The organism is Pelagicoccus enzymogenes (genome assembly GCF_014803405.1).
Lineage (GTDB): Bacteria > Verrucomicrobiota > Verrucomicrobiia > Opitutales > Opitutaceae > Pelagicoccus > Pelagicoccus enzymogenes.
In genome coordinates this window covers 437,513-463,715 of record NZ_JACYFG010000002.1, presented here as the reverse complement: position 1 = coordinate 463,715, position 26,203 = coordinate 437,513, and the positions used below count along the sequence as shown (strand labels likewise).

The window sequence follows — 26,203 nt, the reverse complement described above, 5'->3', positions numbered from 1 at the left end:
GGGGCCGGTTTCCTACTTGTTTCGCTTCCGGGCGGGGGCCTTTTTGCTTGGCTTCGATTTTGTCGCGGATTTTTTCGGCTTGGCGCTCGAAGCGGATCGCTGAGGTTTCTTGGACTTCTTCTGTTTGCGGAAGAATTTCTTGGGGCCGGGTTTCGTTTCTTCGGACGATTCGCGGCGGCCATTTCGCGACGCGTTTCCTCTCCCCTTCGGCGAGGGCGGCGTGCTTGCGGGCGCGGCTGCGTCGGATGGCATGATGGTTGGCTTGGGATTGTCCTTGCGCTGCTGGGCGCAGAGGCGGAAGTCGACCTGGCGCTTGAAGCGGTCGACCTTGTGAACCTCGACCTGGATGGTCTGCCCAAGGGAGTAGGCGTTTTTCTTCTTGCGACCGATGAGGGCGGTGCCGCTGGCGTTGAGGCGATAGAGGTCGTCGCGCAATGCGGAGATGTGGACCATGCCGAAAGCGCTCGATTCCTTGAGCTCGATGAACATGCCGTGGTTGCGCACTTCGGTGATGATGGCGTCGAAGGCGGTCTGCGGTTTCTTGTCCAGCTCGCGCTCGAAGAACTCGAGCAGCTTCACCTTTACCGACTCACGCTCGGCTTCCACGGAATTGACCTCAGTGTGGCTGAGGTGCTCGGCAATGCTTGCCGCCTTGGAGGCGTTGTAGCGCGGGCCGGGCTCGGCGAGGGCGGGCTCGCCACGAACCTTGTTGAGGAAGTGGTTGAAGACGCGGTGCGTCACCAAGTCGCTGTATCGGCGGATTGGAGACGTGAAGTGCAGGTAGTCGTTCTTGCAGAGTCCGTAGTGTCCGTCGGGGGTGGACTTGTAGCAGGCTTTCTTGAGCGAGCGCAGTACTTGGGTGCGCAGGAGGCGGCTCTGCGGGTGGGCGGAGAGCGTTTCGAGCAGCTTGACGAGGTCCTTGCGATTGTTGAGGTCAGCGGTTTCGATGCCCCAGGTCGCCATGTATTCGCGGAGGTCGTTGAGGCGTTCCTCGTCGGGGTCTTCGTGCACGCGGTAGATGCAGGGGAGGCGGTTGCGCTTCATCTCGCGGGCGACGCATTCGTTGGCCAGCAGCATGTATTCCTCGATGAGCTGGTGGCTCTCGTCGTTGTGGATTTTCTCCAGGCGGTCTGCGTAGCCCTTTTCGTCGACGAAGATTTTGGTTTCTTCCATGTCGAGGTTGAGGCTGCCTTTCTTGAAGCGGGCGGCGCGCAGCTTGGAGGCGAAGCTCCAGAGTTCGCGGATGGACTTCTGGAGTTTGCCGAGTTCCTCGTTGCTGAGGGTGTTGAGGGCGCGTCCGGTGGACCCGGTTTGATGGGCGGGCGGGAGCTGCAAGTCGCGAGCGACCTGCAGGCTGTCGTTCTTGAGCAGGGCGTAGGCTTGCTTGTAGGTGAGGCGCTTGTTGCTGCGGATCACGGTGTTGGCGTAGTCCACGTCTACGATCTCGCCCTTTTTGTCTAAGGTGACGAATACGGATTTGGTGAGGCGGTCTTCGTCTTCTACAAGGCTGCAGATTCCGTTGGAGAGGGAGCGGGGCAGCATGGGGATGACGATGCCGACGAGGTAGGTGGAGTTGCCGCGCTCGAAGGCTTCCTTGTCCAGCTTGGTGCCGCCGCGCACGTAGGCGGCGACGTCGGCGATATGGATGCCGACGCGGGTGTGCTTGCTGTCTGGATACTCGAGGGAGATGGCGTCGTCGAAGTCCTTGGCGTCGTCGGGGTCGATGGTGAAGGTGAAGGCTTTTCTCAGATCGCGCCGTCCTTTGAGCTGGTTCTTGGTCACCTTGTCGGGTACGGCTTCCGCTTCCTTCATGACCTCGGGTGGGAACTCGGTCTCCAGGTTGTACTTGTGCAGCACTGCCATGAGTTCGGCTTGCGGCTCATGGGTCTTGCCGAGGTTGGCGATGAGCTCGCCCTCGGGATTGACGTGGCGTTGCTCCCACTCGTGCAGCTTGGCGACGACTTTGTCGCCGACCACCGGCACGGGATTGAGGCCGGACTCTTCGGGCGGGGGCACGTAGATGTCGTGGATGATGCGAGGGTCGTCCGGCGCGACGTAATGGAAGAAGCGGGTTTTGCAAAGGGTGCCGACTACGGTGTCGCGGGCTCGCTTCTGGATGCGGATGACGCGGCCGAAAGGGCCTTCCAAGGGAGGGCCGGGCTTTTTGTTGCGGTTTTTCCAAAGCGGCTGGTTGGGCGGGGCGTCGGCAATGCGCACGACCACCTTGTCGTCGTGCATGGCGACGCTGGTGTCCTCGGCATTGATCTGCACAGGTTTTGGATTTGGGTCCGACTTCGTGGCGTCCGGGATGAGGATGGCGGAACCTTTCTGGCGGAATTTGATGGTTCCGGTCACTAGGTCGACATCCTTGGGGATGGCGAAGCGGTCTCCTTTGATGCGGACGATATCTCCGTTGGCCAGGAGAAGGCGGACTTCGTAGTCCAGTGTGCGGCGTTCCTTTTTGCCGAGTCCAAGTTCTGCGGAGATGCCAGACTTGTCGAGCGGAGCGTAGTCCGCTTGTTGCATGAGGGCGATTATTCGTTCCCTTATTTTCATTTATCTAGTAATTGGCCGATGTTTGGCCTTTGGGCGGTCAGATTGTTGTTGGATTTGCGCCCCTAATCCCTAGGACAGAGGAATCTATGAAAATAGTTCATGCAGCAAGCGAGATGTTCCCTTATGTGAAAACCGGGGGCTTGGCAGACGTCTGCGGTTCCCTCTTCAAGTCGCTGGCCGGTGTAGGGCACGAGGTTTCGTTTTTCCTTCCTGGATATCGAAAGATCATCGAATCGAAGGAATTCGAGAGCGCTAAGTTGAAGGTGGTGCTGCAAGTCGAGTTAGGCGAGCAATTTCTCAGGGGAGAGGTTTGGGCCCTTACTTTGGGGCGTCGCCAGACGCTTTACATCATCCGCCGGGACGAATTTTTCGATCGTACGAATTTGTACGGGACGCGCGAGCGCGACTACGACGACAACGACCGTCGTTTCATCTACTTCAGCAAGGCGGTCGTGCAGGCGATGCGCTTGCTCGAAATCAAGGCGGATATTTTGCATTGCCACGACTGGCAGACTGGGTTGTTGCCGCTCTTCTTGCGCATGGCGGAACAGGAGACGGGCAAGTCGCTGGCGCTCAAAACCTTTTTCTCTATCCACAACCTAGCGTTTCAGGGGCTTTATCCGCGCTCGTCCTTCAAGTTTACCAACTTGCCTAAGGAGTTCAACGGGATCGACGGTCTCGAGTTTTATGAGCAGATAAGCATGATCAAAGGCGGAATCTTCTTCGCGGACAAGATCATGACGGTGAGCCCTAACTACGCCCGCGAAATTTTGACGCCAGAGTTTGGCTGCGGCCTGGAGGGCGCCTTGAAGGTGCGGGAGGAGGATCTCGTCGGCATTGCAAACGGGATCGATACTGAGGTTTGGAATCCGCAGAAGGATCCGTATTTGATCAATCACTACAACGCTTCGGATCTATCCGGGAAGCAGGACTGCCAGGAAACCTTGCTGAAGAAGGTTGGCCTCGCGAAAGGCGAAGGTCCGGTTTATGGAGTGGTTGCTCGCCTCACCCAGCAAAAGGGCATCGACCTCCTGCTGAAGCAAATGAGCTTCTTCGTGAAGAACGACTGCCGCTTGGTGCTTTTGGGTAAGGGTGACCCTAACTACGAGAAGGCGCTCAAGCGCTTTGCGAAAAGCTACCCCGAACACATTGCGGTGTGCATCGTTCTCGACGAGGAGATGTCGCATCTCGTGGAAGCGGGATCGGATTTCTTCATCATGCCTTCGATTTTCGAGCCGTGCGGCCTCAATCAGATGTACAGTCAGCGCTACGGCACCTTGCCCTTGGTTTCTGGGGTGGGCGGCTTGAAGGATACGGTCATCGATATCGTAAGCGATCCCGAGAACGGCACCGGTTTCGTTTTTGAGGCGAACAACGATGGTTTGGCCGCGGGCTTGGAGGCTTCGCTGGAGCTTTACGGGAATGAGAAAGATTTCGTGCACGCGATCAAGCGGGCTATGAAACGGGACTTTTCTTGGAAGCGCGTGACGACCGAGTACGAATCTCTCTACCTCGACAGTATTTGAACTAGTTCGTAACTTATTGAAAAACAAGCCCTTCGCCGGAGTTAAACCTTGTTCTCAATGCGTGCCCGGTCGCATGATTGGGGCATGCCTGAGCAAAAGCCGGTTATCTTGTGGTTTCGCCGCGATTTGCGGCTAGCCGACAATCCAGCCCTTCAACGTGCGGTGGAGAGCGGCCAGCCGGTGCTGCCGGTCTACATCTTGGACGATGGGGGAGAGGGGAGCTGGCCGGACGGAGGCGCTAGCAAATGGTGGCTGCACCACTCGCTTGCGTCTTTGGCGGAGGATCTGGAAGGCGTGGGATCTCGTTTGCTGCTCAGGAGAGGAGCGTCGCGCGACGCGCTCTTGGAGCTCTGTCGCGAAACGGGAGCCGACGGCGTTTTTTGGAACCGTCGCTTCGAGCCGGCTATTGTAGCCCGAGACACTGAGATCAAGAAATCCTTGGCTGAGGCTGGAGTCATGGTTCGCAGCTTCAATGGCTCGCTGCTGCAGTCGCCCTTGAGCGTGGAAAACAAGTCCGGTTCCCCGTTCAAGGTTTTTACTCCTTTCTGGAAGCATATCCAGAACTTGAGTACGCGGGATCCGCTGGAAAAGCCGACCTCGCTTGCGGCGCCGAAGTCGTGGCCGGCGAGCGAGTCTTTAGGGTCCTGTAAGCTATTGCCTAAGCGTGACTGGGCGGACGGTTTTGAGAAAGAGTGGACGCCAGGGGAACGGGGCGCGGTAGAGGCTTTGGAAGGTTTTGCTGATGGTCCGGTAAACCATTACGCTGGTAAGCGCGACACGCCATCGGTTCGCGGCGTCTCCAAGCTCTCGCCGCACCTGCACTTTGGAGAGCTTTCCCCAAACCAAGTTTGGCATCGCATGGACCGCGAAAAGCACGAGCCGTACCTGCGGCAGATCGCTTGGCGAGAGTTTGCCCACCATTTGATGTTCCATTTTTCGGATACTCCAGAAAAGCCATTGCGGCCGGAATTCGCCTCGTTTCCTTGGAAGAAAGACGCTTCCTTGCTGAGGGCTTGGCAGAAGGGCATGACTGGCTATCCGATCGTGGATGCAGGAATGCGCGAGCTTTGGAAAACCGGTTGGATGCATAATCGTGTGCGAATGATCGCTTCGTCGTTTTTAGTGAAACACCTGCTGCAGCCTTGGCAGGCAGGGGCGGACTGGTTTTGGGATACGCTGGTGGACGCGGACCTCGCCAACAACACGATGGGCTGGCAATGGGTCGCGGGTTGTGGAGCGGACGCGGCTCCCTATTTCCGGATTTTCAATCCGATCACCCAAGGCGAGCGATTCGATGGAGAGGGAGCTTACACCCGCAAGTGGGTTCCTGAAATCGCGGACCTGCCCGACAAGTACCTCTTCAAGCCATGGGAGGCGCCAGGCGAATTGCTGGAGAAGGCGGGTATCGAATTGGGCAATACTTACCCTTGGCCGATCGTTGAGCATGCTAAGGCGCGGCAGGCAGCTCTGGACGCTTATGCCGCAATGAAGTCTTGATCCCGATGAAGTTTGAAAAACGTAGTTCGATGCCTGTCTCCGCCCAGGAACTGTTCAATTGGCACGGGCGTCCCGGAGCGTTTGCTCGCTTGTGCCCGCCATGGCAGGAGATGGAGGTGGTGAAGGAGGACCCGGGACTTGCGAAGGGAAAGCGAATCGAGCTGAAGATGAGTACCCCGATCGGCAAGCGAACCTGGCATGCGTTGCACACCGAGTGCGATGCAGGACTAGGATTTACGGATGTGCAGGAGAAGGGACCGTTCAAGAGTTGGAAGCACCGACACCGATTCGAGCCAACCGGGGATGGGCAATGCGATTTGGTGGACGAGATCGAGTTTGAGCTTCCGCTTGGCGGTTTGGGGGAGTCCGTTGCGAGAGGCGAGCTCGAGAAAGGCTTTGCTTACCGTCATTGGATAACGCGCCGCGACCAAGTTCTCAGGCAATCCATCCCGCGTTTCGAAACGCTTAAGGTTGCGATTGTGGGTGGTAGTGGTTTTTTGGGTACGCAGCTTAGAGCCCTCTTGGAAGCCCAGGGCCATGACGTTTTTATCGTGACTCGCAACAAGCGCAGCGAGTCCGACATTCGTTGGGATCCAGCTGCCGGAGAAATTGAGCTGGCTCGTCTCGAAGGTTTGGATGCGGTCGTTCATCTTGCGGGGGAAAACCTGACCTCGGGGCGTTGGACCGAGGAACGGAAGAAGCGACTCTGGTCGAGTCGAGTGGATGCGACTACGTTTTTAGTGGAAGCTCTAGGCAGACTTGAAAGGCCGCCTTCAGTTTTGCTGAGCGGGTCGGGCATTGGCATATACGGGAGCGACCCGGAGGCTGTTTTCAGCGAGGACTCGCCGCGTGGCGAAGGCTTCCTGGCAGAATTGTGTGAAGCGTGGGAGGCGGCGGCGGCGCGCGCTGAGTCTTTGGATACGCGAGTCTGCCTCTTGCGCACCGGAGTCGTTATCGATCCGCGCGGGGGTGCTTTGCCCAAGATGCTTCCTGCCTTTCGATTGGGGGCTGGAGGACCTCTAGGAAGCGGAGAACAGTGGTTTCCTTGGATTGGCCTGGAAGATTGGATCGGTGCGGTCAACTGGCTCTTGTTTGCCAAAAACGCTAGCGGGCCGGTAAACCTGGTGGCTCCCCAAGTGGTTCGCCAAAAGGATTTCGCCAGAGCGTTAGGGCAAGCCCTGAAGCGCCCGGCCTTCTTGCCGGCCCCTCGTTTCGCCCTGAGCGCGCTCCTAGGCGAAATGGCCGACGAGGCCTTGCTTTCCAGTATCCATGCCAAGCCCGGAGTCTTGGAGTCTGTGGGGTACTCCTTCGTTTTGCCGGATTTACGGGCTCTGTTCTCGAAAGTGATTTGAGCTCTCGACCGTTCGGGCTAGCGGCGGACTTGGGGCAGACGCCCCAGTTGGGCTTGATTCGATTTAGGATGATCAACCCGTCCGGCCATGCATTTTCCCGTTTCGCTTTGAGTTGTATCCATGCCGGAGCAGGGCGGTATTGGCGAGTCAGAGCGCTGTTTTTAGGCTTATCACTCGATTGCCGTTAGCGATCGAAGTTTGGTACTATCATCTGCTTGCGCGCTCGCGCTGGCATTTTGGAACAGAGGGATAAGAGTTATGGTATCGAGGGATGAGACGGACAGCCCGCCTAAGGAAACAGGCGGCGCCAGCTTGATTGCTGTTGTTTTCGCGGCAGGGATGCTGGGGGCCTTAAAAATGCTCGCTCCGGAGCTCTTGTCCAGCGTGACGGGAGTCGTGGCTGCATTGGCCTTTTGCGTCGTGGCCGGAGCGACTGTCTTTCTGGCGATTCGCAATGCTTCCCCAGGTCGCGCTCTTTCAAGAAGAGACCTAACGGGAATGGAAGAAGACAAGGCTCGCTACGTGGAAGCCCGGGTTCTTCGTTTTGAGGAGGAGAGGGAGCGATTGGAGCGGAGCGCGTTCGAGTTCTACCAGAACGTTCTGGACGAGATTCCGGGCAAACTGCGTGAATTGGTCGCTTCAAGCCGGGTTGCGTTGGATCAGGTGACCACAGATATCTCGAAGGCCTCCAAGCTGCCCAGGGACATGGGCGTCGCAGCTAGCGCGGAGGAGTGGCGTCGCGTTATCGGCGAACAATGGATGCCTTGGGAAAGCGATTTGGGATACCTTGGGGTCTCGGAGATCGGAATGCGAATCCATCAGGCCAGCGAATCGTGGCGTTCCTACCAGAACTTGAATCCCAAGTCTTTCGAAGGTCGGGAGCGGGATGGGGAGCATGGTCCGGCCTTGGGCCTGGCTCAGGTTATTTCCCGTCTTCGGATGGAGTCCGTAAACGAGCTGATGGAGGGGTACCGTCAAGTGGGGTCGCGTTTCCTGCTTGTTTACCGAAAGGAGCGTGAGTGGATGAGCCAAACGGTGTTTCAGAGTTTGGTTCTATTGAATGAAGTCGGTGAAGAGAATGCGACGCTTGCAGACACGAACATGCGTAGCCGAATTGTTCGTCTGAAGACTGTATTCGATTTAGTGATACGGATGGGGGATTCGATTGAAAGCGAGTTGCTGAACGTCGAAGATGGAGAAGCCAGGCGAAGCAAGGTCGTTCGAACCTGTATCAATCTGAGCATTCTCGGCGCGATGCCACGTTGGTTCGCGGAGGCGGGTAGCCTGGGATGCGACGATGGCGACGAAGCGGATTCGCTGTTCGCGGTTGCAGAATGCGTTTAGCTTTGGGCGGCCTTTGGGATGCCTCCCGTCCTGGCTGTCGACTTGGGGGGGGGAGAGTATCGGCAAACCTCATTACCTTGGCGTCAACAATTGTTGACTAAGGTAAGTCAGAAACCCATATAACCAAGTATTATGGCTAAAGCATTCCCTGATATCACTGCCGCGATTGGCAATACCCCGCTCATCAAGCTCAACCGCCTCACGGAAGGCTGCGTTGCTGACGTCTACGTCAAGTGTGAGTTCTTCAACCCGCTCTCCAGCGTCAAGGACCGTATCGGCAAGGCGATGATCGAGGCCGCCGAAAAGGAGGGCAAGCTGGGCGAAGGGTCGATCATCATCGAGCCGACTTCGGGCAACACGGGGATCGCTCTTGCGTTCATCGCGGCGGCTCGCGGTTATCGCCTGATCCTCACTATGCCGGAAACGATGTCCATGGAGCGACGCGTCCTGCTCGGCATGTTGGGCGCGGAACTTGTTTTGACTCCAGGACCTAAAGGGATGCCCGGCGCGATCGCTCGCGCTACGGAGCTGGTGGCCGAGTACGGCGAGAAGGCTTTCATGCCGCAGCAGTTCGAAAACCCTGCCAACCCAGAGGTTCACCGCCAGACCACTGCGGAAGAAATTTGGGAAGCGACGGAAGGCAAGATCGACGCTTTCGTGGCGGGCGTGGGCACAGGCGGCACCATCACCGGCGTTTCCGAGGTCATCAAGAGCCGCAAGGCGATTACGACCGTAGCAGTGGAGCCGGCTAACAGCCCGGTTATCTCTGGTGGCCAGCCCGGTCCGCACAAGATCCAAGGAATTGGGGCCGGCTTCATTCCGAAGAATTGCAACAAGGACATCATCGACGAGGTGATCACGGTCGAAAACGACGACGCCTTCGCGACTGCTCAGGAGTTGGCTCTCAAGGAAGGCATCAGCTGTGGCATTTCCTCTGGAGCGAACGTTTGGGCCGCCTTGCAGCTGGCGAAGCGTCCGGAGATGGCTGGCAAGATGATCGTCACAGTCGCGTGCAGCGCTGGCGAACGCTACATCTCCACCCCTCTCGGCGAGAAGGCTCGGGTCGCGGCGGCTGCCGCAACGGCTCAGTAGAGCGAACGGTTGATTTTTCCGGGGGCTTCCTGTGTTTTCACGGGAAGCCTTTTTTGTACCCTTGAACCTGCCCCGCATTTTTCGCCGCCTTTTCGACCCCGTCTTGGAGACGGCTTTTCCCAGCCAGTGCGCGGGATGCGGCGAGGCGGTGGAGGAGTCCCGTTTCTCTGGGATTTGTCGAAGCTGCCAACCGCGACTGCAGCTCATAGAGGATCCCAAGTGCTTGACTTGCGGATTTCCGTTTTTTGGCGATTCCGAATCTCACGGCCATTGCATGCACTGCGAGCACCTCCAGCCGGCATTCGGCCAGGGCTGGTCGATCGCCTTGTTTCGCGGACCTCTGCGGGAACTCATTTACGCTCTCAAGTACAAGCAGGGGCTATGGGCCTTGCGCGACTTGCGGGAGCTGGCGGCGACAGCCCCGGGACTGGCTCGTTTTGCGGGAGATGCCGTATTGGTGCCGGTACCGCTGCACCCTCGCAAGCAGCGGGAGAGGGGCTACAACCAGAGCGAGTTGCTCGTGCGTATGCTCTTGGAGACCTTGCCGGATTGTCGCTTCGAGGACCTGCTAGTCCGCAGCGTCGATACGGTTTCGCAGACCCAGTTCGACCGGAAGCAGCGGATTCGGAACCTCAAAAATGCCTTTTCATTGCGCCAAAAGCGTGCCATAGACCCCGCCCAACGCTATATTATTGTAGATGACGTCTTCACCACAGGTTCCACTGTCAATGCATGCGCCGCAGCTCTGCGGCGTGCGGGAGCTCGGTCGATAGACGTTTTGACCATCGGGCACGGCTAGCTTTTTTTCTGGCGAACCGGCCGCATCCAAAACTCATTGCTCAATCACCATGGCGCTTTTCCAAAAACCGAAGTATTCGACCGTTATCGTCAAAAAGAAGGACATTCCGCAGGGCATGTGGAAGAAGTGTCCCGTTTCTGGCGACATCATCTACAATAAGGAACTGGAGCAAAACCAGAACGTGGTTCCCAAGAGCGGCTACCACTTCCCCATCACGGCTCGCAAGCGCATCGGCCACTTGCTTGACGAAGGCAGCTTCACCGAGCTGGAGAAGGACCTCGTCGCGGGCGATCCCTTGGAATTCGTCGACTCCAAGCCGTATCCGGCCCGACTCGAGGCCTATCAGAAGAAGACCGGCGAAAACGATTCTATCGTAAGCGGGAAGGGGACGATCCATGGGATTCCCGTCTCAATCGCGGTTTTCGATTTCCAGTTCGCCGGCGGTTCGCTCGGTTCGGTGGCGGGTGAGAAGATCACTCGCGCCATCGAGCTCTCCATCAAGGAGAAGATTCCCTGCATCGTCGTTTCGGCCTCTGGCGGAGCTCGCATGCAGGAGGGTATCCTCAGCTTGATGCAAATGGCGAAGACCAGCGCCGCTCTTGGCAAGCTAGCGGAAGCTAAGGTTCCTTTCATTTCGATTTTGACCGACCCGACGGCGGGTGGCGTGACGGCGAGTTTTGCGACTTTGGGCGACGTGATTTTGGCGGAGCCTGGCGCTCGCATCTGTTTCGCCGGCGCTCGAGTGATCAAGGAAACCACCAACGAGGAATTGCCGGAAGGCTTCCAGTCGGCGGAGTTCCTTTTCCAGCGTGGCTTGATCGACCAGATCGTTCCTCGCACGGAAATGCGGAATCGCTTGCGCGACATTCTCTCGGCTCTCTACACGAAGAAAGAGCCGGTCCAGGCCTAGTCGGCGTGGGTAGCGACCTTGCGTCGCGATTCTGCACGCTTAGGTCGATGTAAAATCGCGGCGCGAGGCCGTTTCCTACGAGGTATATACAATGCCAGAGCTCGATTCTTACGAGGCTGCTCGCGACTGGTTGTACTCGCTCAAGAACCGCGGGTCCAAGTACGGCATAGACCGTATGGAGCGCTTTGCGGAGGTGCTCGGGCATCCGCAGCGGAACTATCCTTGCATCCATGTAGCTGGAACCAACGGCAAGGGCTCGACTTGCGCGATGCTGGAGCGGATCTTCCGCGACCAAGGTTTCCGCTCCGGCCTCTCGACGTCGCCGCATCTAGTTAGGCAAGGAGAGCGAATCCAGGTGGACCGCCGCATCCTTGGCGAGCCGCAGATCCTCGAGTACGTGCGCGAGCTACTTCCTTTTGCGGAAAAGGTGGCAGAGGAAGATCCGGATCTGCATCCGAGCTTTTTCGAGTTCATGACGGCGATGGCCTTCCTGCACTTTGCTCGGGAATCAGTCGATGTCGCCGTGGTTGAAGTGGGGCTGGGCGGGCGATTGGACGCGACTAACGTTTTGCTGCCCGAGGTGAGCGTGATCACTTCAATCGGTCTCGACCATTGCGAGATACTGGGAGACACGCTGGCGGCTATCGCTCGGGAGAAGGGAGGGATTATCAAGCCGGGTATCCCGGTGGTGGTGGGCTTGCTGGAGCCAGAGGCGATGAAGGCGATTCGCGAGATATGCGACGAGCGGGGTTGTGAGTTGGTTCGCGTGGAGGATCGCTTCGGTCGCGACCTTGCGAATTACCCGCAGACGAACCTGCACGGGAGCTACCAACGAATTAATGCGGCGATTGCTCTGACGGTGGCAGATGTCGTGCGGGAGCGGTTCGGCTTGGACCTGGAAAAGGCGAAGCGGAGCCTGCTCGAGGTCGCTTGGCCTGGGCGCTGGGAGGAACGTCAGCTCGAGAACCGCAAAATCGTTTTCGACGTTTCCCATAACTCCGAAGGGGCTCGCTGGCTGGACGAGAACCTGGCGGATCTCGTCGTTCGTAGCGGTGGCAAGCGTCCTGACATTGTCATGGGGGTTATGGGAACCTATCGCGCTGCGTCTCTGGTACCGGTAGCGGCGAGGTGGGCAGCCAGCCTGCTTTTCGTCATGCCGGAACAAGATCGGGCCTGCACCTTCGATGAGCTAAAGTCCTTCGTTCCTGTCGGTTTCGAGGGGGAGGTGTCGGATGCGAAATTGGCCGAGCTTTTTCCGGAGAAAGGCGTTTGCGCTCTCGATTTCCCCTCCGATCGGCCGGTGGTGGTGAGCGGATCCATCTATTTGATCGGCGAAATCTGGGATCGGTTTTACGAAGAAAGCCCGTTGGGGCAGGGCGCCTTGCAGGACTTTTGATTTTTCTCCAGAGGGGAAAACGAAAAAAAATCAAAACGGGGTTGACAGTTGGGTTCTTAAATAGCTTTTTCGGGGCCTTCCAAATGACGCCTCTCTAGCTCAATCGGTAGAGCAGTTGACTCTTAATCAATTGGTTCGGGGTTCGAGTCCCCGGGGGGGTACCACTTTCCTTTAGGTGAAGCGGTACAAGTCCGATTCACAGACAAGTTTGCCGGTGTAGCTCAATTGGTAGAGCAACTGATTTGTAATCAGTAGGTTGCGGGTTCGAGTCCCATCACCGGCTCCACTTTCGAAAAAACCGCTAGTTCTCGGGCTGGCGGTTTTTTTGTGTTTCGAACGTGGAGCTCGTTGGCTCCCGAAACCGGATTCGCGAACCGGCGAGTCCCTGCTTTTTGAAGATGCAAAATTGCTTTATTTCCCCTTTACACAGGAGAGCTTTTGTATCTTTGTCATCGATTCCTTCAAAGTCATGCAAAAGACCAAGAAATCTATCGCAAAACGCTTCAAGCTCACCGCCAACGGTAAGCTGCGTCGTCGTTCTCCTGGGCAACGTCACCATTTGCACCAGAAGAGCACGAAGCAGAAGCGCAACCTCAACAAGGACAAGGCAGTCTCCGCTGGACGCCAAGCCGACCTCATGCGCGGCTTGCCTCACGGCCTCTAAGTCCCTGTTTCGACGAGAATTATTTCGGCTAGGTAAATTGTAATCAAGGCGACCTGACGAAATCCAATACTAGAAAGTTATAAAACATGCCTAGAGCAACAAACGCACCCGCATACACAAGGCGCCGCAAGAAGATGCTGAAGCAGGCCAAGGGCCACTTCGGTAACAAGTCGCGTCTCTACAAGTACGCCAAGGAATCCGTAGCCCACGCGCTGCAGTACGCATACCGTGACCGCCGCGCCAAGAAGCGCACCTGGCGCGCTCTCTGGATCGTACGCATCAACGCCGCTTGCCGCGCCGAAGACATGAGCTACAGCCGATTTACCGAAGGCCTCAAGGCTGCGGAAATCGTTCTCGATCGCAAGATCCTCGCCGACATCGCTGTCAACGATCCTATCGCGTTCAAGGGACTGGTCGAAAAGGCCAAGGAAGCCCTGAAGGCGAAGGCAGCAGCGTAAGGCCCGAAGCGAAAGCGTTTTTCCGAAGCTCACAAAAAGAGCTCGGACAACACAATTTTCCTTTCACTAGAAGGAGTTCGAGTATCTGCTCGGGCTCCTTTTTTTATTCCTTTTTCCCGCGGCTGTCGATGCGACTCGCTCGATCCGCATGACCATCAGAAAACCTCCCTTCTCATGGAAGACGAACTCAAGACAATCGTAGAATCTGCCAAGCAAAAGGTAGCCGCCGTGACCAGCCGCGCTGGTTTCGAGACCGTGAAGGCGGAAATCACCGGACCCAACGGAGCGCTCACCAAGGTGATGAAAAACATGGGCTCGATCGCCAAGGAAGATCGCCCCACCTTTGGCAAGCTCATCAATCAGGCCAAGACCACCATCCAAGGTTTCTACGACGATGCCATCGCCACTCTCGAGCAAGCGGAACTCGCGGCCCGCATCGGTCCCGCCATCGACCCGTCGCTTCCGTCGCCGAACGACGCGTTGGGCAGCCAGCATCCTTTGACCAAGGTGCGCGAGGAGATCTGCAGCATCTTCAAGCAAATCGGATTCACGGTTACGGAAGGAACGGAAGTTGAGACCGAGTACTACTGCTTCGACGCGCTCAACACCCCGGCCGATCACCCAGCTCGCGATTTGCAGGACACCTTCTACCTGCCCAACAACGCCCAATTCGGCAACGTATCCAAAAAGGCAGACGAGCGCTACTTGCTGCGTACCCACACTTCCTCGGTGCAGATCCGCACCATGCTCAAGGAGAAGCCACCTCTGCGTATTATTTCTCCTGGGCGTTGTTTCCGTCGCGATACGGTTGACGCTACGCACAGCGCCAATTTCCATCAGATCGAAGGCCTCTATATCGACGAGGATGTAACGGTGCGCGACCTCAAGGCTGTGCTCGACTACTTCTTCGAACGCCTGTTGGGGAAGGGGACCAAGACGCGTTTTCGCCCGCACTTCTTCCCTTACACCGAGCCCAGCTTCGAAGTGGATTTCTCCTCCAGCCATCTTGCCAAACTCGGGAGCGACTGGGTGGAAATCGCGGGCTGCGGCATGGTCGAGCCAGCCGTTTTAGAAGCGGTCGGTGTGGACCAGGAAAAGTACTCGGGGTTTGCCTTTGGCATGGGTATCGAGCGTATCGCTATGATCCTCTACGGAATCGACGATATCCGCTACTTCTATCAGAACGACGCCCGCTTCCTGTCGCAGTTCGCGTAAGCTAACCCTGTATCCATAAACTCTAACAAATTTATACTGTGAAAGTATCTCTCAAGTGGCTTAAGCGTTACGTAGATCTTGACGAGTCTCCCAAAGAGCTCGCCGCTTCGCTGACGCTCCTCGGTTTTGAAGTCGACGATATGGAAACGACGGGCGTTCCTCCGCTCGAAAACGTGGTGGTGGGCGAAGTCCTGCAGCGCGACCAGCATCCCGATGCGGATAAGCTGGGCGTCTGTCGCGTGGATTGCGGTCCTGAGATTGGCGAGAAGTCGATTGTGTGTGGAGCGAGCAACTACAAGGTAGGCGATCGCGTTCCCGTGGCTCTTCCTGGGGCTGAGTTGCCGGGAGGATTCAAGATCAAGGAGTCCAAGTTACGCGGGGTTCCGTCCGCAGGAATGATGTGCGGAGCCAGCGAGATCGGCGCTTCCGGCGACGATTCCGGTTTGCTGATTCTTGACGGACGTCCTGAGCTCGGTACCCCGATCAATGACGTGCTAACCGATAGCGATACGATCTTCAATTTGGAAGTGACTCCAAACCGCCCCGACTGCTTGTCGCATATCGGCATCGCCCGCGAGCTAGCAGCTTGGTACCGTCGCGACGTTAAGTATCCAGAGGTCAACGACATTCCAGCCAAGTCGGATCGCGCCAACGGCGACGCTCTTTTCAAGGGAGTCACGGTAGATGCGGAAGAAGACTGCCCGCTCTATATCGCAAGCGTGATCAAGGGCGTCAAAATTGGTCCCAGCCCGAAGTGGCTGCAGGAAGCGCTTTCCTCCATAGGACTGCGTCCTATCAACAACGTTGTCGACGTGACGAACTTCGTCATGCACGAGTGTGGGAATCCAATGCACGCTTTCGACGCTCGCGACATCGAAGGCGGCAAGATTGTGGTTCGCAATGCTGGCGAAGGCGAAGTCATGCACACCCTCGACGGCGAGGAGCGTAAGCTCTCCAGCCGCATGGTCGTAATTGCTGACCAGTCCAAGGCGTTGGCGGTTGCGGGTGTGATGGGCGGTCAGAATTCCGAAGTAAAGGAAGATACGACTGACCTCGTCCTGGAAGTTGCTTATTTCAAACCGAGCACCATTCGTTGGGTATCCAAGAAGTTGGCCCTTTCAACCGATAGCTCTTATCGCTTCGAGAGAGGAGTGGATCCACTTTCTTTGCGTTACGCCAGCGAGCGAGCAATCTCCCTCATTCTGGAAACGGCGGGCGGCGAGCTTTGTTCTAACGGGGCAACCGCTGGGAACGAGCCCGCGTGGCAGACCGAAATTGAAATCACTCCTGAGTGGATCCGCAAGAAAAGCGGCTTTGAAATCGCAGACGAAGAAATCCGCGAGGCGCTCGAGTTGTTGGATATGAGCATCTCGGTGGACGGCGATGATGTATGGACCGTTTCGATACCTAGCTATCGGGGCGACCTTTATCGTCCGGTCGATTTGCTGGAGGAAGTGCTGCGTATCTACGGAACGGATAAGATCCCAGGCGGCCAAGTTCGAGCGACCGCCACGACCGTCAACGACAGCCCGATTACCCAATTCAACCGCAAGGCGGCCTCCTACTTGATCGGACAAAACTTTGCCGAGACGGTGACTTACACCTTGCGCTCGCTAGGCGAACAAAAGCGTTGGGCAGGACACGTTTCTGCGGAAGAATTGGCTTTGCTCAATCCGATTAGCGAAGACCAAACGCAGCTTCGCCACAGTCTGTTGCCGGGAATGCTAGAGGTCTTGCACCTGAACCAGTCGCGCAAGACAGGAGCGAACCGTTTCTTTGAAACCGGTCGCGTCTTCCGCGAGCTTAATGGCAAAGTCGTAGAGATGGTTGCCGTCGCGTTCCTCGAATGTAACGGAGGAACCGAGCGCACTTGGAAGGAGAGAAGCTTCGACGACTTTTATGCGGCCAAGGAGCGTATCAAGACGATTGCCAGCTATGCGGGCATCGATCTTGGAAAGTTCAAGATTCGCAATGCAAGTGACAACGAGGGAGCTTGGCAGGAAGGCCACAGCGCGGCGTACGAAGAGCCCAAGGCTGGCTTCTTTGCTCGCGTGGGACTAATGAGTTTGCCGCGTATCAAGGAAATGGATATCCAAGGCGAAGTCTTTGGAGGCATTTTCTGTTACTTGCCCGAGCGCTTGCGCGAACCGAAGCGTATCAAGTTCAAGCCCTTCAGCTTGTATCCAGCTTCAAGCCGCGACTTGGCGTTGGTAGTCGACAAGTCCGAGCCAGCCGAGGAAGTCGTCCGTACCATGAGCAAAATTGCCTCCAAGGCGGCAAAGGGCTTCGAAGTCGAGAAGGTTTCGGTCTTCGACGTCTACGAAGGCGTAGGCGTGGCGGAGGACAAGAAGAGCGTGGCGGTCAGCATGACGTTCCGGGCCCTGGACCGCACGCTTAAGGACAAGGAAGTGAACAAGGCTTTTGAAACGATCCAGAGCCAAGTGCGTGAGGCGTCTTCGTACAGCATCCGCGACTAAGTTAATATCGAACTGTCATGTCTGAGAAAACGCACATAGATATCGAGTACACTGCGAAACTCGCCCGTATCAATCTTACGGATGCGGAGAAGGAAAAGCTTTCGGGGCAACTGGATTCGATAATTGGATACGTCGAAAAGCTTGAGGAACTCGACACGGACGGTGTGGAGCCCACAGCTCATCCGCACCCTGTCTACAACGTTTGGCAAGAAGACGAGGTAAAGGGAGAACTCTCCACGGAGGAGGCTCTCAAAAATGCCCCAGCCCAGCGCGACAACATGATTGTCGTCCCGAAGGTTGTGGATTGAGCCTTTTCGATCATCCGCCCAGCGCACGAAAAAACACGAAGATACGGTGTCAGAAGAATTGTACTACAAGTCGGCTAGCGAGCTTTCGGAATTGCTAGACAAGAAGGAACTCTCAGCGGTTGATCTGATGAAGGCCACCATCGCTCGCACCAAGCAGGTAGAGGAAAAGGTGGGGGCGTTCAATTCCTATGACGAGGTCGATGCCTTGGCGCAGGCCGATGCTTCGGATGCTCGACGGGCTGCTGGGAATTCGCTTGGACCCTTGGACGGAATCCCGGTCGGTATCAAGGACAACCTCGCTGTCAACGGTCAGCCGTTGACCTGCTCCAGCAAGATGCTGGAGAAGTTCGTTTCGCCTTACGATGCGACTTGTATCGAAAAATTGAAGTCGCAGGGCGCTGTGCTTTGGGGACGTCTCAATCTCGACGAGTACGCGATGGGCTCTTCCACGGAGAATTCTGCGTTCAAGACGACATCCAATCCATGGAATCTCGATTGTATACCCGGTGGCAGTTCAGGGGGATCCGCGGCAGCTGCGGCAGCCGGGCAGGCGGTGATGACCTTGGGCAGCGACACGGGTGGGTCTATTCGTCAGCCGGCTTCGCATTGCGGAGTGGTAGGGTTGAAGCCAACCTACGGACGTGTTTCCCGCTACGGTTTGGCGGCGTTTGCCTCTTCGCTTGACCAGGTCGGTCCGCTCACGCGCAGCGTTAAGGACGCGGCTTTGCTCTTGCAGGCAATTTCAGGGCACGACGAACGAGATTCGACCTCTTACAGAACGGAGACCCAGAATTTCGTCGCAGCTTTGGAAAAGCTGCGCGGTCGCAAGTGGACGCTTGGTTTGCCGAAGGAATACTTCGCGAGCGCGGCGGATACGCCAGCGATGAAGCCTGTGCTCGAAGCCATCGAGTTCTACAAGAGCTTGGGGTGCGAGGTGAAGGAAGTGTCCTTGCCGCACACAGATTACGCGGTGGCGACTTACTATATTATCGCGACGGCGGAAGCCTCTTCGAACCTCGCTCGCTACGATGGCATCCGCTACACGCATCGGGCTGAAAAATTCGATGCCAAGGATTCGGTCGATATCTATTGCCAGTCGCGGGCCGAAGGTTTTGGGGAAGAGGTGAAGCGTCGAATCATTCTCGGGACTTACGTTCTGAGCAGCGGTTACTACGATGCGTACTACTTGAAGGCCCAGAAGGTTCGTACCTTGATTCGCCAAGACTTCGAAAAGGCTTTCGAGAATGTGGACGCTTTGCTTACTCCGACCTCCCCGACGCCAGCTTTCAAGAAAGGCGAAAAGTCAAGTGATCCGCTTTCCATGTACCTGAGCGATATCTACACGATTTCCGCGAACTTGGCGGGCATTCCAGGTATGTCGTTACCGTGTGGATACAGCGATGGCTTGCCGGTCGGCTTGCAGATTCTAGGCAAGCCCTTCAAGGAGGACGAGCTGCTAGCAATCGCAAACGAGTTCGAAGCCGCTCACCCCTTCAAGGATCAACACCCGAGCCTCTAGTTTTAAGATGGAATACGAAGCAGTAATTGGCCTGGAAGTTCACGTTCAGATCAAGGCCGAATCTAAAATCTTCTCCCGCGTTCGCGCTGGTTATGGCCACGAGCCGAACAAGCTAGTAGATCCTGTGGTGATGGGCCTGCCTGGTGCTTTGCCAGTGATGAACAAGGCTGCGTTGGATGGAATCATCAAGGCGGGCTTGGCTTTGAACTGTACCATCCCCGAAACCTGCAAGTGGGATCGCAAGAACTACTTTTATCCGGATAGTCCGAATAACTATCAGATCACCCAGTACGATCAGCCGATCTGCGATGGCGGCTACGTCGAAATCGAGTTGCCGGGAAAGAACCGTGGCGAGATGGGAGAGCACAAGAAGATCAAGCTGACTCGCATCCACTTGGAGAACGACGTGGGGAAGCTCAACCACTTCGCCGACGATAGCTTGGTCGACTACAACCGAGCCTTCACCTCCTTGATGGAGATCGTGAGCGAGCCGGACATGCATTCGGGTGAGGAAGCGTTCGCGTTTCTTACCGCAATTCGCCAGACCATGATCTACTGCGGAATCTCTGATTGCGACATGGAGAAGGGGCAAATGCGGGCGGATGCGAACATCTCGGTGCGTCCGGTCGGGCAGAAGGAGCTGGGGCAAAAGATCGAGCTGAAGAATCTGAACAGCATCACGGGCGTGAAGAACGGCATCGAATACGAGATCAAGCGCCAGACCCGAGAGCTGAAGAAGGGGAACGTGATCAAGCAAGCCACTTGGCGTTGGAACGCGGACCTTGGACAGACCGAGATGATGCGTGAGAAGGAAGACGCTCACGATTATCGCTACTTCCCGGATCCCGACTTGATGCCGGTGCGCATCGACGAGGAATGGAAGGCCAAGCTTCAGGCGGAGATCCCCGAACTTCCTTGGGACAAGCAGCGCCGTTTCATGGAGGAATATGGGCTTCCGTATTCCATCACGGCGGTCTTGGTTCCGGACCGCGTTTTGAGCGATTGGTTCGAGTCGGCGGCCAAGCAGCAGCCGAAGCTGGCTCAGGCGATCGGAAATTTGGTAGCGAACGACTTGCTGCGTGAACTGAGCGAAGCGGGCCAGCGTCTCGAGGACTGCAAGATCACGCCGGATTCCTTGCTTGGCTTGGTTCAAGTCGTGGAGAAGGGAACGATTCCCAAGAACGTGGCCAACAAGGACGTCTTCCCTGAGATGTTCAAATCGGGCGAAACGGCGGAACAGGTAATCGAGCGCAAAGGCTTGAAGCCGGATTTCGATGAGGGCCAGGTGAAGGTTTGGTGCCAGGAGGCGATCGACGAGAACCCTAAGCCGGTGCAGAATTACAAGGACGGAAACGAGAAGGCTCTCAACGCCTTGCTTGGGCCGGTCATGAAGAAGAGCAAGGGCAAGGCCAACCCGCAGCTGGTAAACAAGCTGATTCGCGAGCTGATCGATTAGCTCGCCTTGGCGGGAGCTCCCTTGTCGCCAAACAGCCGGCTTTTGCGTGACAAGCAGGCCTCCCGCGGAGGGTTCCCAGTTCAACAAAAAGCCAATCGCTTAGGAAGCGATTGGCGAGAAAGACATTAGCGAACGAGAGAGTGTGCTTACGCTCTCTGGCGCCGCGTCGCTATTACCACTGCCATGGCGGCTGCGCCGATAACTCCATACATGGAGGGATCGAAGTTTCCTACTTGGGCGATCGAAGCTCCCGATTCGGCGCTTTGCGTTATGGCTGTGTCCTCGCCTGAGGCGAGGCCCAAGTCGCTGCTTGAAATGTGGGCACAGACGACAGTCGCAGCGAGGATACAGGCGGTTGTCGTGAGGATAGGCTTCATAAATTATCTCAACTTTCTAATTTATGAGAAACCCGACGCTTCCGCCTTACAACTACTAGATCATGCGAGGGCGAAGAAGCCTGCCTTTGCTTAGAGGCCTCTCGTCCAAACCCTGATAGCTTCTTGGGTCTGCTGCCTGAGTGGAACGTTAGGTTTAAGTGATTACCCTTATTTGGCGGCGGTCGGGGAGGCTCTGGATCCAGTCTACCAAGGTAGGTTTTGCATCGCGGTTTCGTACTCTTCCTTCGTCAGGTCAGTGTAGTCGACCCGCCGGTAAGTGCGGAGGAGTGGAGTGCCTGGGGGAAACGTTCCGTTCAGGAAGAGTTCGCTGAATCCCCATTTTCTTCCGGGCGGCGAGTAGTAGTTTATCTGCCAGGCGCTGTCATCCGCTTCGCTTTCGTAGAGGCAGACGAGGGATCCGCGGATGTAGAGGTCTCGTCCCGACCAATTTTCTAGGAAGCGGGGAAAGTTGTGGACGCCTCCGCTGCTTTTTCCGTTGTTGTCGGCGTCGGAGGGGATGAGTCCGGATACGATGGCTGCGGCTACTTCGGTGCTGCTGGCTCCTGGCTTGCTCGAGGTGACAGAGTCGTTCCAGTTGTTGGAAAGGATCGTGACGCTATCTCCGTACAGAGCGACCGGGACTTCCCCGATTTCCGGCACGATGGCGCTGTTGTAGGAGCTCGTGGTTCCGTGGAGCGTGCCGTCTGCGTTGAAGTGTCCGCGCACGTAGAGGGCGTTGTTGGTGACGAAGGTCATTCCCGGATCCTCGCCGCGGCTGGGGATTCCTTGGCCGGCTACGTCGGTTTCGCCGCCCCAGAGCCGTATGCCAGAGTAGTTGAGGCGAGCTTGGTCTTTGGCGTTGCTGGAGCTGGTCGAGGTTTCGAAGTAGACGATTCCGTTCCATTTTTGGTCCGGATGATAGAAGGAATTGGGAACGTCGGGATCGTAGTTGCCGATGTGGCGGCTGGGGATCGAGGTGTCGGTGTTCTCGATCAATTGCTTCAGCTTGCCGACGTTGAAGTCCAAGATGTCGATCCATTTGTTGCGGCGGCGGTCAAGAAACGCGTTTTCCTTGATTTCGTAGAGGTAGTCGGAACCGCTTCCTTGCAAGGCGGAGATGTCGAACTCGTTCCGCTCTCTGTCGAAAGCTCGGACCTCGCCGGTTTCCACGTCCCAGCTGAAGTAGAGGCCGGCTTTGGTGGAGAGCTTTTGTTTCTCGATTTCGGGATCGTAAGCCGGGTCGCTGGAGGCGACCGGTGGTTCGATGAGGGCATGGCCAGAGTTGATGGGATCGTAGTCGTGGGTACTGGGGTCGTCTGGCTGGTAGTTGGGGAAGGCGACCGGCTTGTATACTTCGATGCCATGCTCTTGCGTAAGCAGGTTGCCGTTCCAGCGGTTGGAGGCGTACTCGCGCCAGTTGGCTAGGTTCGAGTCCATGTAGTTGCCGTTCACTTTCATGGAGACAAGTTGTCCGCTGCGGTTCTTGAACTTGACGTGTCCGTTTTGCAGGCGCTCGCCGCCGGATCCTTGGGCCGCTCGTTTGTCGGTTCCCCAGCCGTAGAACATGTCTTTGGCTGTGGAAACTGGGTAGTGGAAGTCGACGCCATCGATTCCCTGCAGGTAAAGGTCTCCGTTGGTGTGGACGGGGCCGTGGATTTCCATCTTGGGGCCGGGTGAAATCTCGAGGTCGAGGTTGTAGAAGATGGCGTGGGCGAAGAGTGGGGCGTCGCGTACCTGCAGCTTTTGCGAGACGTAGCTTTCGATAGGGGTGCCGCCTCGCGGGTCGTTGACCACCGCTTTCGCATAGATGCCGATGTTGCGGGCGTAGACGGCTTGACCCTTCAGTGGGTCGAATTCGTTGGCGGGATCGTTGGGGTCGATGAAGGTCAACTGTGTCGGATAGTCCGGTATGGTGCCGCCGACCAATTGCGAATTCTCGTGGTCGAGCACGCTTCCGAAGAGCGATGGGTCCGGAAGGGCGAGGGCGTCAGTGGTGCCGGGTTGGAGAGAGGTAAGGGTGAAGTTCGTACGCGTGTCGAACTTGTGGCGCAGCTGGGCGAAACCGTATTCGGCGAGCGCCTCCGACGCATTTTTAGAGATGAGCCTGAGCTCGTGGCGGGCGTTGATTTTCCTCTCGGTAAGGGAGTGGCTGAGTATACCAGTGCAAACCAGCACCATAGCGGTCGAGATGACGAAGGTGGCGGCGAGAGCTCCGCCTCGTTTAGAGCTTAGGGTTTGTCTCATAGCTTTATCCTCTTGGTGAAACGGTGAAGTTGTAGGTGTTGGTGGCTTGCTTCTTGAGGCTGCCTTCGTGGATGATCTCGCCCTGCACGGTAATGCTGCGATTGAAGAAATTGTAGAACAGGCGCTGGTCGCTCAGGCCTTTGGAGAGCTCGATCACTTCCGGGTGGCTGCCGGCAGTATCGATGTCAGGCAGCAGGTCTTCGAGATACTCGTCGCTGGGGGGATCGAAGCTGAGGCTGAACTTCTGCACCGGTCCCTCGGTCGTGGGAGTTGCGGAGCGATAGTAGCCGATGAGTTGGGTGAATTTCGAGGGCGCGGCCGGATCGACGAATGCGAGCACGAGAAAGTCGCCGCTACCGCCTTCGTCCACAACCGTGCGATCTTCGAAGCTCTTGAAGATTTTGAAGTAGTTGGAGTAGGTCGCGTGGTCCGAGAGCTCGCTGGTGAATTTTCGGATGTCGCGATTGATGAGCAGCTTGCCCTCGTTGTAGGCGGCGAAATTGGCGCCATTGACCAGAAAGGTCATGGCGATGGCCATCACGATGGAGAACACGCCGAGCGAGATGAGGAGTTCGGCGAGCGTGAAACCGCCTCGCCGGCGTACGTTGGAGTTCGCGGTCGACTGGCGCATCGCTAGAAGGTCGGAACTCGCGACCGGATGGCGTAGAGGGTATTGGTAAAGGGGACGGGGCCTCGGGGAGTGGAAGCGGTATAGCTCCAGCGCAGGATAATGCGGCGGGAGTTGCCGATCCCGTTTGCAAAGTCGGTGATGTCCTGGATGTAAACGACGTAGTCGATCACTAGATCATCGTCGGGATCGTCGGGAGTGTTGTTGATGTCGAGGGGGCGGGAATTGAGCAGGTCGGTGTCCGCATCTCCGGTCTCGGGATCCTCGGGCAAGGGGGAAACAGCGAGGGAATCGAGGGTGCCCTGACTCATGAAATCGGGAATGACCGCTTCGTCCAGCAAGCGATAGTCCATGTTTTTCATTTGTTCGATGTACCCTTGGGCTACTGTAGTGGCTGTGCCTTGGTAGATAGAGCCCTCGGTCATGCGGCGTGACTGCAGCATGCTGCTTAGAACGCCTACTGCCATGAAGCTAAGGATGACCAGCGAGACCATTAGCTCGACCAAGGTGAAACCGTCTCGCCTGCGAAAGGAGCGAGGATGGGTTACGAGTTTACGTTTGCGAATCGGGTGCATTCGAGAGGTGGACCGAAGGCCAATCGCCCGCCGCTCCCTTTTTTTTTACTTTCTTCTAGGAATTGATCGATACACTCCACCTGCCGATAGCGGCTTAGGGCGAAATCCTTATGTAGAAATTGCTTACTCCCCTTGGTGGAGCGCCGTTCGCATCTCGGGCAAATAGGAAGGCTTGGCCGGCTTGGGAGAGGCTTCGCTTATTTAGGTTGCGACCGAAACGCTTGAGGCTTATGCACTCCCGCTTTCTATTGATCGATGAAGTCCTTTTACATCACCACCGCAATTGACTACGCGAACGGCTCCCCGCACCTCGGGCATGCCTACGAAAAGGTGCTGACCGATGTGGTCGCGCGCTTCCGCCGCTTGATGGGGGATGACGTTTATTTCCTCACCGGAATCGACGAACATGGGCAAAAGGTTCAGCAGTCCGCCGCCAAGCGTGGCATCGAGCCGATCGAGCTTTGCGACGAGGCTGCGGAGCAGTTCAAGGAGCTTTGCTCGAGCCTGAACATTTCCAACGACGACTTCATTCGCACTACCGAAACGCGCCACAAGGACGTGGTACGCAAGATCCTGCAGGACTTGTTTGACCGCGACGAGATCTACAAGGCTGAGTACAAGGGCTTTTACAGCGCTCGCGCCGAGCAATTCCTGCAAGAGAAGGACATGGTCGACGGCAAGTGGCCGGAGATCTTCGGCGAGGTAACTGAAATCACCGAAAGCAACTACTTCTTCAAGCTGAGCAAGTACCAGGACTGGCTGATCGAGCATATCAACTCGCATGAGGATTTCATCTTCCCCCGTTTCCGGGCGAAGCAGGTATTGGAGTTCCTCAAGGAACCGATCAACGACCTCTGTATTTCGCGTCCCAAGGAGCGCTTGGAGTGGGGCATCCCGCTTCCCTTTGACGAGGAGTACGTGACCTACGTCTGGTTCGATGCCCTGGTCAACTACATCAGCGCGATCGGCTACGGAACCCCGGACTTTGACAAGTATTGGCCGGTCAACTACCACGTGATCGGCAAGGACATCCTTTTGCCTCCGCACTCCGTCTACTGGCCCATCATGCTGAAGGCGATTGGCGTAGAAGTTCCCTCGAGCCTTCTCGTGCACGGGTGGTGGTCGATCAATGGCGATAAGATGTCCAAGAGCACCGGCAATTTCATCGAACCCTCCGAGTTCGTGAAGGAGTACAGCGTGGACGCGCTTCGCTACTTCCTCATTCGCGAAATGAGCGTAGGCCAGGACAGCGATTTCTCTGACGAACTCTTCACCAATCGCTACAATAGCGATCTGGCGAACGATTTGGGCAACTTGCTCAACCGCGTGCTCACCATGACGCCTCGCTACTGTGGCGACACTTTTCCGGCGCGTACGATCGACGAGGAACCGGAGAAGGAGCTCGAAGCGGCTTGGTCCAACACGGAGTCCAAGGTGGTTGAGCTCTACGAAGAGTTCCAGTTTCACAAGGGCTTAGAACTCGCTTTCAGTTTCATTCGATCCATCAATCGCTACGCCGAGCAACGCTCCCCTTGGAAACTCGCGAAGTCGGAAGACCAGAAGGACAAGGAAACCTGCGCAACAGCGCTCTCTCTCATGGCAGAATCGCTCCGCCGTGCGGTAGGCCTGCTGGAGCCAGTGATGCCGGAGACGACGGCTCGTGTGTACGAACTTCTCGGATACAAGAGCGACGCGTCTTGGTTGGAACGTATCAAGCCGTCTGATGCTCTCACGGGCGCCAAAGTTGGCGAAAAGGTAATTCTCTTCCCCAAGCCGCAACAGGAAAAGAAGTAAGCGCGTTTTCCTCTTT

Annotated in this window: 21 protein-coding genes and 2 tRNA genes; 18 read left to right on the top strand and 5 right to left on the bottom strand. The window is 56.7% G+C overall.

Features of this window, described 5'->3' with window-relative positions; all coding sequences use genetic code 11:
- Nucleotides 1-12 precede the first annotated feature (12 nt).
- Nucleotides 13-2,556, bottom strand: a complete 2,544-nt coding sequence (locus tag IEN85_RS01670) for a ribonuclease R family protein (RefSeq protein ID WP_224772388.1) — start codon at nucleotides 2,554-2,556, stop codon at nucleotides 13-15.
- Between the two features lie 86 nt (nucleotides 2,557-2,642).
- Between IEN85_RS01670 and glgA the strand changes: the two genes are divergently transcribed.
- The 17 genes from glgA (at nucleotide 2,643) to gatB (ending at nucleotide 20,569) form a co-directional block, all read left to right on the top strand.
- The gene (gene glgA / locus IEN85_RS01665; RefSeq protein WP_191615319.1) at nucleotides 2,643-4,082 is read left to right on the top strand and encodes a glycogen synthase GlgA; all 1,440 of its coding nucleotides are present in this window, start codon (nucleotides 2,643-2,645) and stop codon (nucleotides 4,080-4,082) included.
- A 57-nt stretch (nucleotides 4,083-4,139) separates the two neighbouring features.
- On the top strand, nucleotides 4,140-5,579 hold the full coding sequence (locus IEN85_RS01660; RefSeq protein WP_224772387.1) for a cryptochrome/photolyase family protein: 1,440 nt from the start codon (nucleotides 4,140-4,142) through the stop codon (nucleotides 5,577-5,579).
- A gap of 5 nt (nucleotides 5,580-5,584) precedes the next feature.
- Nucleotides 5,585-6,931 (top strand): TIGR01777 family oxidoreductase, encoded by a 1,347-nt coding sequence (locus tag IEN85_RS01655; protein ID WP_191615318.1) that lies wholly within the window; start codon nucleotides 5,585-5,587, stop codon nucleotides 6,929-6,931.
- A gap of 258 nt (nucleotides 6,932-7,189) precedes the next feature.
- A complete protein-coding gene (locus IEN85_RS01650) occupies nucleotides 7,190-8,275 on the top strand; it encodes a hypothetical protein (RefSeq protein WP_191615317.1) in 1,086 nt (361 codons plus the stop codon).
- Between the two features lie 132 nt (nucleotides 8,276-8,407).
- Nucleotides 8,408-9,367 carry a cysteine synthase A gene (cysK, locus tag IEN85_RS01645; protein ID WP_191615316.1) on the top strand — a complete coding sequence of 320 codons (960 nt, stop codon included), beginning with the start codon at nucleotides 8,408-8,410 and terminating at the stop codon, nucleotides 9,365-9,367.
- Nucleotides 9,368-9,428: 61 nt separating this feature from the next.
- Nucleotides 9,429-10,166 (top strand): ComF family protein, encoded by a 738-nt coding sequence (locus IEN85_RS01640; RefSeq protein WP_191615315.1) that lies wholly within the window; start codon nucleotides 9,429-9,431, stop codon nucleotides 10,164-10,166.
- Nucleotides 10,167-10,215: 49 nt separating this feature from the next.
- Nucleotides 10,216-11,076 (top strand): acetyl-CoA carboxylase, carboxyltransferase subunit beta, encoded by an 861-nt coding sequence (gene accD / locus IEN85_RS01635; protein WP_191615314.1) that lies wholly within the window; start codon nucleotides 10,216-10,218, stop codon nucleotides 11,074-11,076.
- 91 nt (nucleotides 11,077-11,167) lie between these two features.
- Nucleotides 11,168-12,472 carry a bifunctional folylpolyglutamate synthase/dihydrofolate synthase gene (locus IEN85_RS01630; RefSeq protein WP_191615313.1) on the top strand — a complete coding sequence of 435 codons (1,305 nt, stop codon included), beginning with the start codon at nucleotides 11,168-11,170 and terminating at the stop codon, nucleotides 12,470-12,472.
- Nucleotides 12,473-12,560: 88 nt separating this feature from the next.
- Nucleotides 12,561-12,636: transfer RNA gene (locus tag IEN85_RS01625), tRNA-Lys, on the top strand.
- 46 nt (nucleotides 12,637-12,682) lie between these two features.
- Nucleotides 12,683-12,758 (top strand) — tRNA-Thr (locus tag IEN85_RS01620).
- 183 nt (nucleotides 12,759-12,941) lie between these two features.
- Nucleotides 12,942-13,136 carry a 50S ribosomal protein L35 gene (rpmI, locus tag IEN85_RS01615; RefSeq protein ID WP_191615312.1) on the top strand — a complete coding sequence of 65 codons (195 nt, stop codon included), beginning with the start codon at nucleotides 12,942-12,944 and terminating at the stop codon, nucleotides 13,134-13,136.
- A gap of 86 nt (nucleotides 13,137-13,222) precedes the next feature.
- Nucleotides 13,223-13,594 (top strand): 50S ribosomal protein L20, encoded by a 372-nt coding sequence (gene rplT, locus IEN85_RS01610; protein ID WP_191615311.1) that lies wholly within the window; start codon nucleotides 13,223-13,225, stop codon nucleotides 13,592-13,594.
- Nucleotides 13,595-13,768: 174 nt separating this feature from the next.
- Entirely contained in the window at nucleotides 13,769-14,809 is a 1,041-nt protein-coding gene (gene pheS, locus IEN85_RS01605) for a phenylalanine--tRNA ligase subunit alpha (RefSeq protein ID WP_191615310.1), read from the top strand.
- A 38-nt stretch (nucleotides 14,810-14,847) separates the two neighbouring features.
- Nucleotides 14,848-17,286, top strand: a complete 2,439-nt coding sequence (pheT, locus tag IEN85_RS01600; protein WP_191615309.1) for a phenylalanine--tRNA ligase subunit beta — start codon at nucleotides 14,848-14,850, stop codon at nucleotides 17,284-17,286.
- Between the two features lie 17 nt (nucleotides 17,287-17,303).
- A complete protein-coding gene (gene gatC, locus IEN85_RS01595; protein WP_191615308.1) occupies nucleotides 17,304-17,594 on the top strand; it encodes an Asp-tRNA(Asn)/Glu-tRNA(Gln) amidotransferase subunit GatC in 291 nt (96 codons plus the stop codon).
- Between the two features lie 46 nt (nucleotides 17,595-17,640).
- A complete protein-coding gene (gene gatA / locus IEN85_RS01590) occupies nucleotides 17,641-19,113 on the top strand; it encodes an Asp-tRNA(Asn)/Glu-tRNA(Gln) amidotransferase subunit GatA (RefSeq protein WP_191615307.1) in 1,473 nt (490 codons plus the stop codon).
- 7 nt (nucleotides 19,114-19,120) lie between these two features.
- Nucleotides 19,121-20,569 (top strand): Asp-tRNA(Asn)/Glu-tRNA(Gln) amidotransferase subunit GatB, encoded by a 1,449-nt coding sequence (gene gatB, locus IEN85_RS01585; protein ID WP_191615306.1) that lies wholly within the window; start codon nucleotides 19,121-19,123, stop codon nucleotides 20,567-20,569.
- A gap of 146 nt (nucleotides 20,570-20,715) precedes the next feature.
- Here the strand turns inward: gatB and IEN85_RS01580 are convergent, their stop codons facing one another.
- The 4 genes from IEN85_RS01580 to IEN85_RS01565 form a co-directional block, all read right to left on the bottom strand.
- The gene (locus IEN85_RS01580; protein ID WP_191615305.1) at nucleotides 20,716-20,946 is read right to left on the bottom strand and encodes a hypothetical protein; all 231 of its coding nucleotides are present in this window, start codon (nucleotides 20,944-20,946) and stop codon (nucleotides 20,716-20,718) included.
- A 204-nt stretch (nucleotides 20,947-21,150) separates the two neighbouring features.
- Nucleotides 21,151-23,190 (bottom strand): hypothetical protein, encoded by a 2,040-nt coding sequence (locus IEN85_RS01575; RefSeq protein ID WP_191615304.1) that lies wholly within the window; start codon nucleotides 23,188-23,190, stop codon nucleotides 21,151-21,153.
- 4 nt (nucleotides 23,191-23,194) lie between these two features.
- Nucleotides 23,195-23,821 (bottom strand): type II secretion system protein, encoded by a 627-nt coding sequence (locus IEN85_RS01570; protein ID WP_191615303.1) that lies wholly within the window; start codon nucleotides 23,819-23,821, stop codon nucleotides 23,195-23,197.
- Nucleotides 23,822-23,823: 2 nt separating this feature from the next.
- Nucleotides 23,824-24,393: a type IV pilus modification PilV family protein gene (locus tag IEN85_RS01565; RefSeq protein WP_191615302.1), complete on the bottom strand. Its 570-nt coding sequence runs from the start codon at nucleotides 24,391-24,393 to the stop codon at nucleotides 23,824-23,826.
- A gap of 255 nt (nucleotides 24,394-24,648) precedes the next feature.
- Between IEN85_RS01565 and metG the strand changes: the two genes are divergently transcribed.
- Nucleotides 24,649-26,187, top strand: coding sequence for a methionine--tRNA ligase (gene metG, locus IEN85_RS01560; RefSeq protein WP_191615301.1), 1,539 nt, complete (start codon nucleotides 24,649-24,651; stop codon nucleotides 26,185-26,187).
- Nucleotides 26,188-26,203: the final 16 nt, after the last annotated feature.

Excerpts from the sequence above, each read along its gene's own strand:
- IEN85_RS01570 (WP_191615303.1), bottom strand. The coding sequence starts at position 23,821 with ATGCGCCAGTCGACCGCGAACTCCAACGTACGCCGGCGAGGCGGTTTC.
- IEN85_RS01670 (WP_224772388.1), bottom strand. The coding sequence starts at position 2,556 with ATGAAAATAAGGGAACGAATAATCGCCCTCATGCAACAAGCGGACTAC.
- rplT (WP_191615311.1), top strand. The coding sequence starts at position 13,223 with ATGCCTAGAGCAACAAACGCACCCGCATACACAAGGCGCCGCAAGAAG.
- gatB (WP_191615306.1), top strand. The coding sequence starts at position 19,121 with ATGGAATACGAAGCAGTAATTGGCCTGGAAGTTCACGTTCAGATCAAG.
- cysK (WP_191615316.1), top strand. The coding sequence starts at position 8,408 with ATGGCTAAAGCATTCCCTGATATCACTGCCGCGATTGGCAATACCCCG.
- IEN85_RS01660 (WP_224772387.1), top strand. The coding sequence starts at position 4,140 with ATGCGTGCCCGGTCGCATGATTGGGGCATGCCTGAGCAAAAGCCGGTT.
- IEN85_RS01655 (WP_191615318.1), top strand. The coding sequence starts at position 5,585 with ATGAAGTTTGAAAAACGTAGTTCGATGCCTGTCTCCGCCCAGGAACTG.
- IEN85_RS01650 (WP_191615317.1), top strand. The coding sequence starts at position 7,190 with ATGGTATCGAGGGATGAGACGGACAGCCCGCCTAAGGAAACAGGCGGC.
- pheS (WP_191615310.1), top strand. The coding sequence starts at position 13,769 with ATGGAAGACGAACTCAAGACAATCGTAGAATCTGCCAAGCAAAAGGTA.
- glgA (WP_191615319.1), top strand. The coding sequence starts at position 2,643 with ATGAAAATAGTTCATGCAGCAAGCGAGATGTTCCCTTATGTGAAAACC.
- IEN85_RS01575 (WP_191615304.1), bottom strand. The coding sequence starts at position 23,190 with ATGAGACAAACCCTAAGCTCTAAACGAGGCGGAGCTCTCGCCGCCACC.
- metG (WP_191615301.1), top strand. The coding sequence starts at position 24,649 with ATGAAGTCCTTTTACATCACCACCGCAATTGACTACGCGAACGGCTCC.
- IEN85_RS01630 (WP_191615313.1), top strand. The coding sequence starts at position 11,168 with ATGCCAGAGCTCGATTCTTACGAGGCTGCTCGCGACTGGTTGTACTCG.
- IEN85_RS01565 (WP_191615302.1), bottom strand. The coding sequence starts at position 24,393 with ATGCACCCGATTCGCAAACGTAAACTCGTAACCCATCCTCGCTCCTTT.
- accD (WP_191615314.1), top strand. The coding sequence starts at position 10,216 with ATGGCGCTTTTCCAAAAACCGAAGTATTCGACCGTTATCGTCAAAAAG.
- gatC (WP_191615308.1), top strand. The coding sequence starts at position 17,304 with ATGTCTGAGAAAACGCACATAGATATCGAGTACACTGCGAAACTCGCC.
- rpmI (WP_191615312.1), top strand. The coding sequence starts at position 12,942 with ATGCAAAAGACCAAGAAATCTATCGCAAAACGCTTCAAGCTCACCGCC.
- IEN85_RS01580 (WP_191615305.1), bottom strand. The coding sequence starts at position 20,946 with ATGAAGCCTATCCTCACGACAACCGCCTGTATCCTCGCTGCGACTGTC.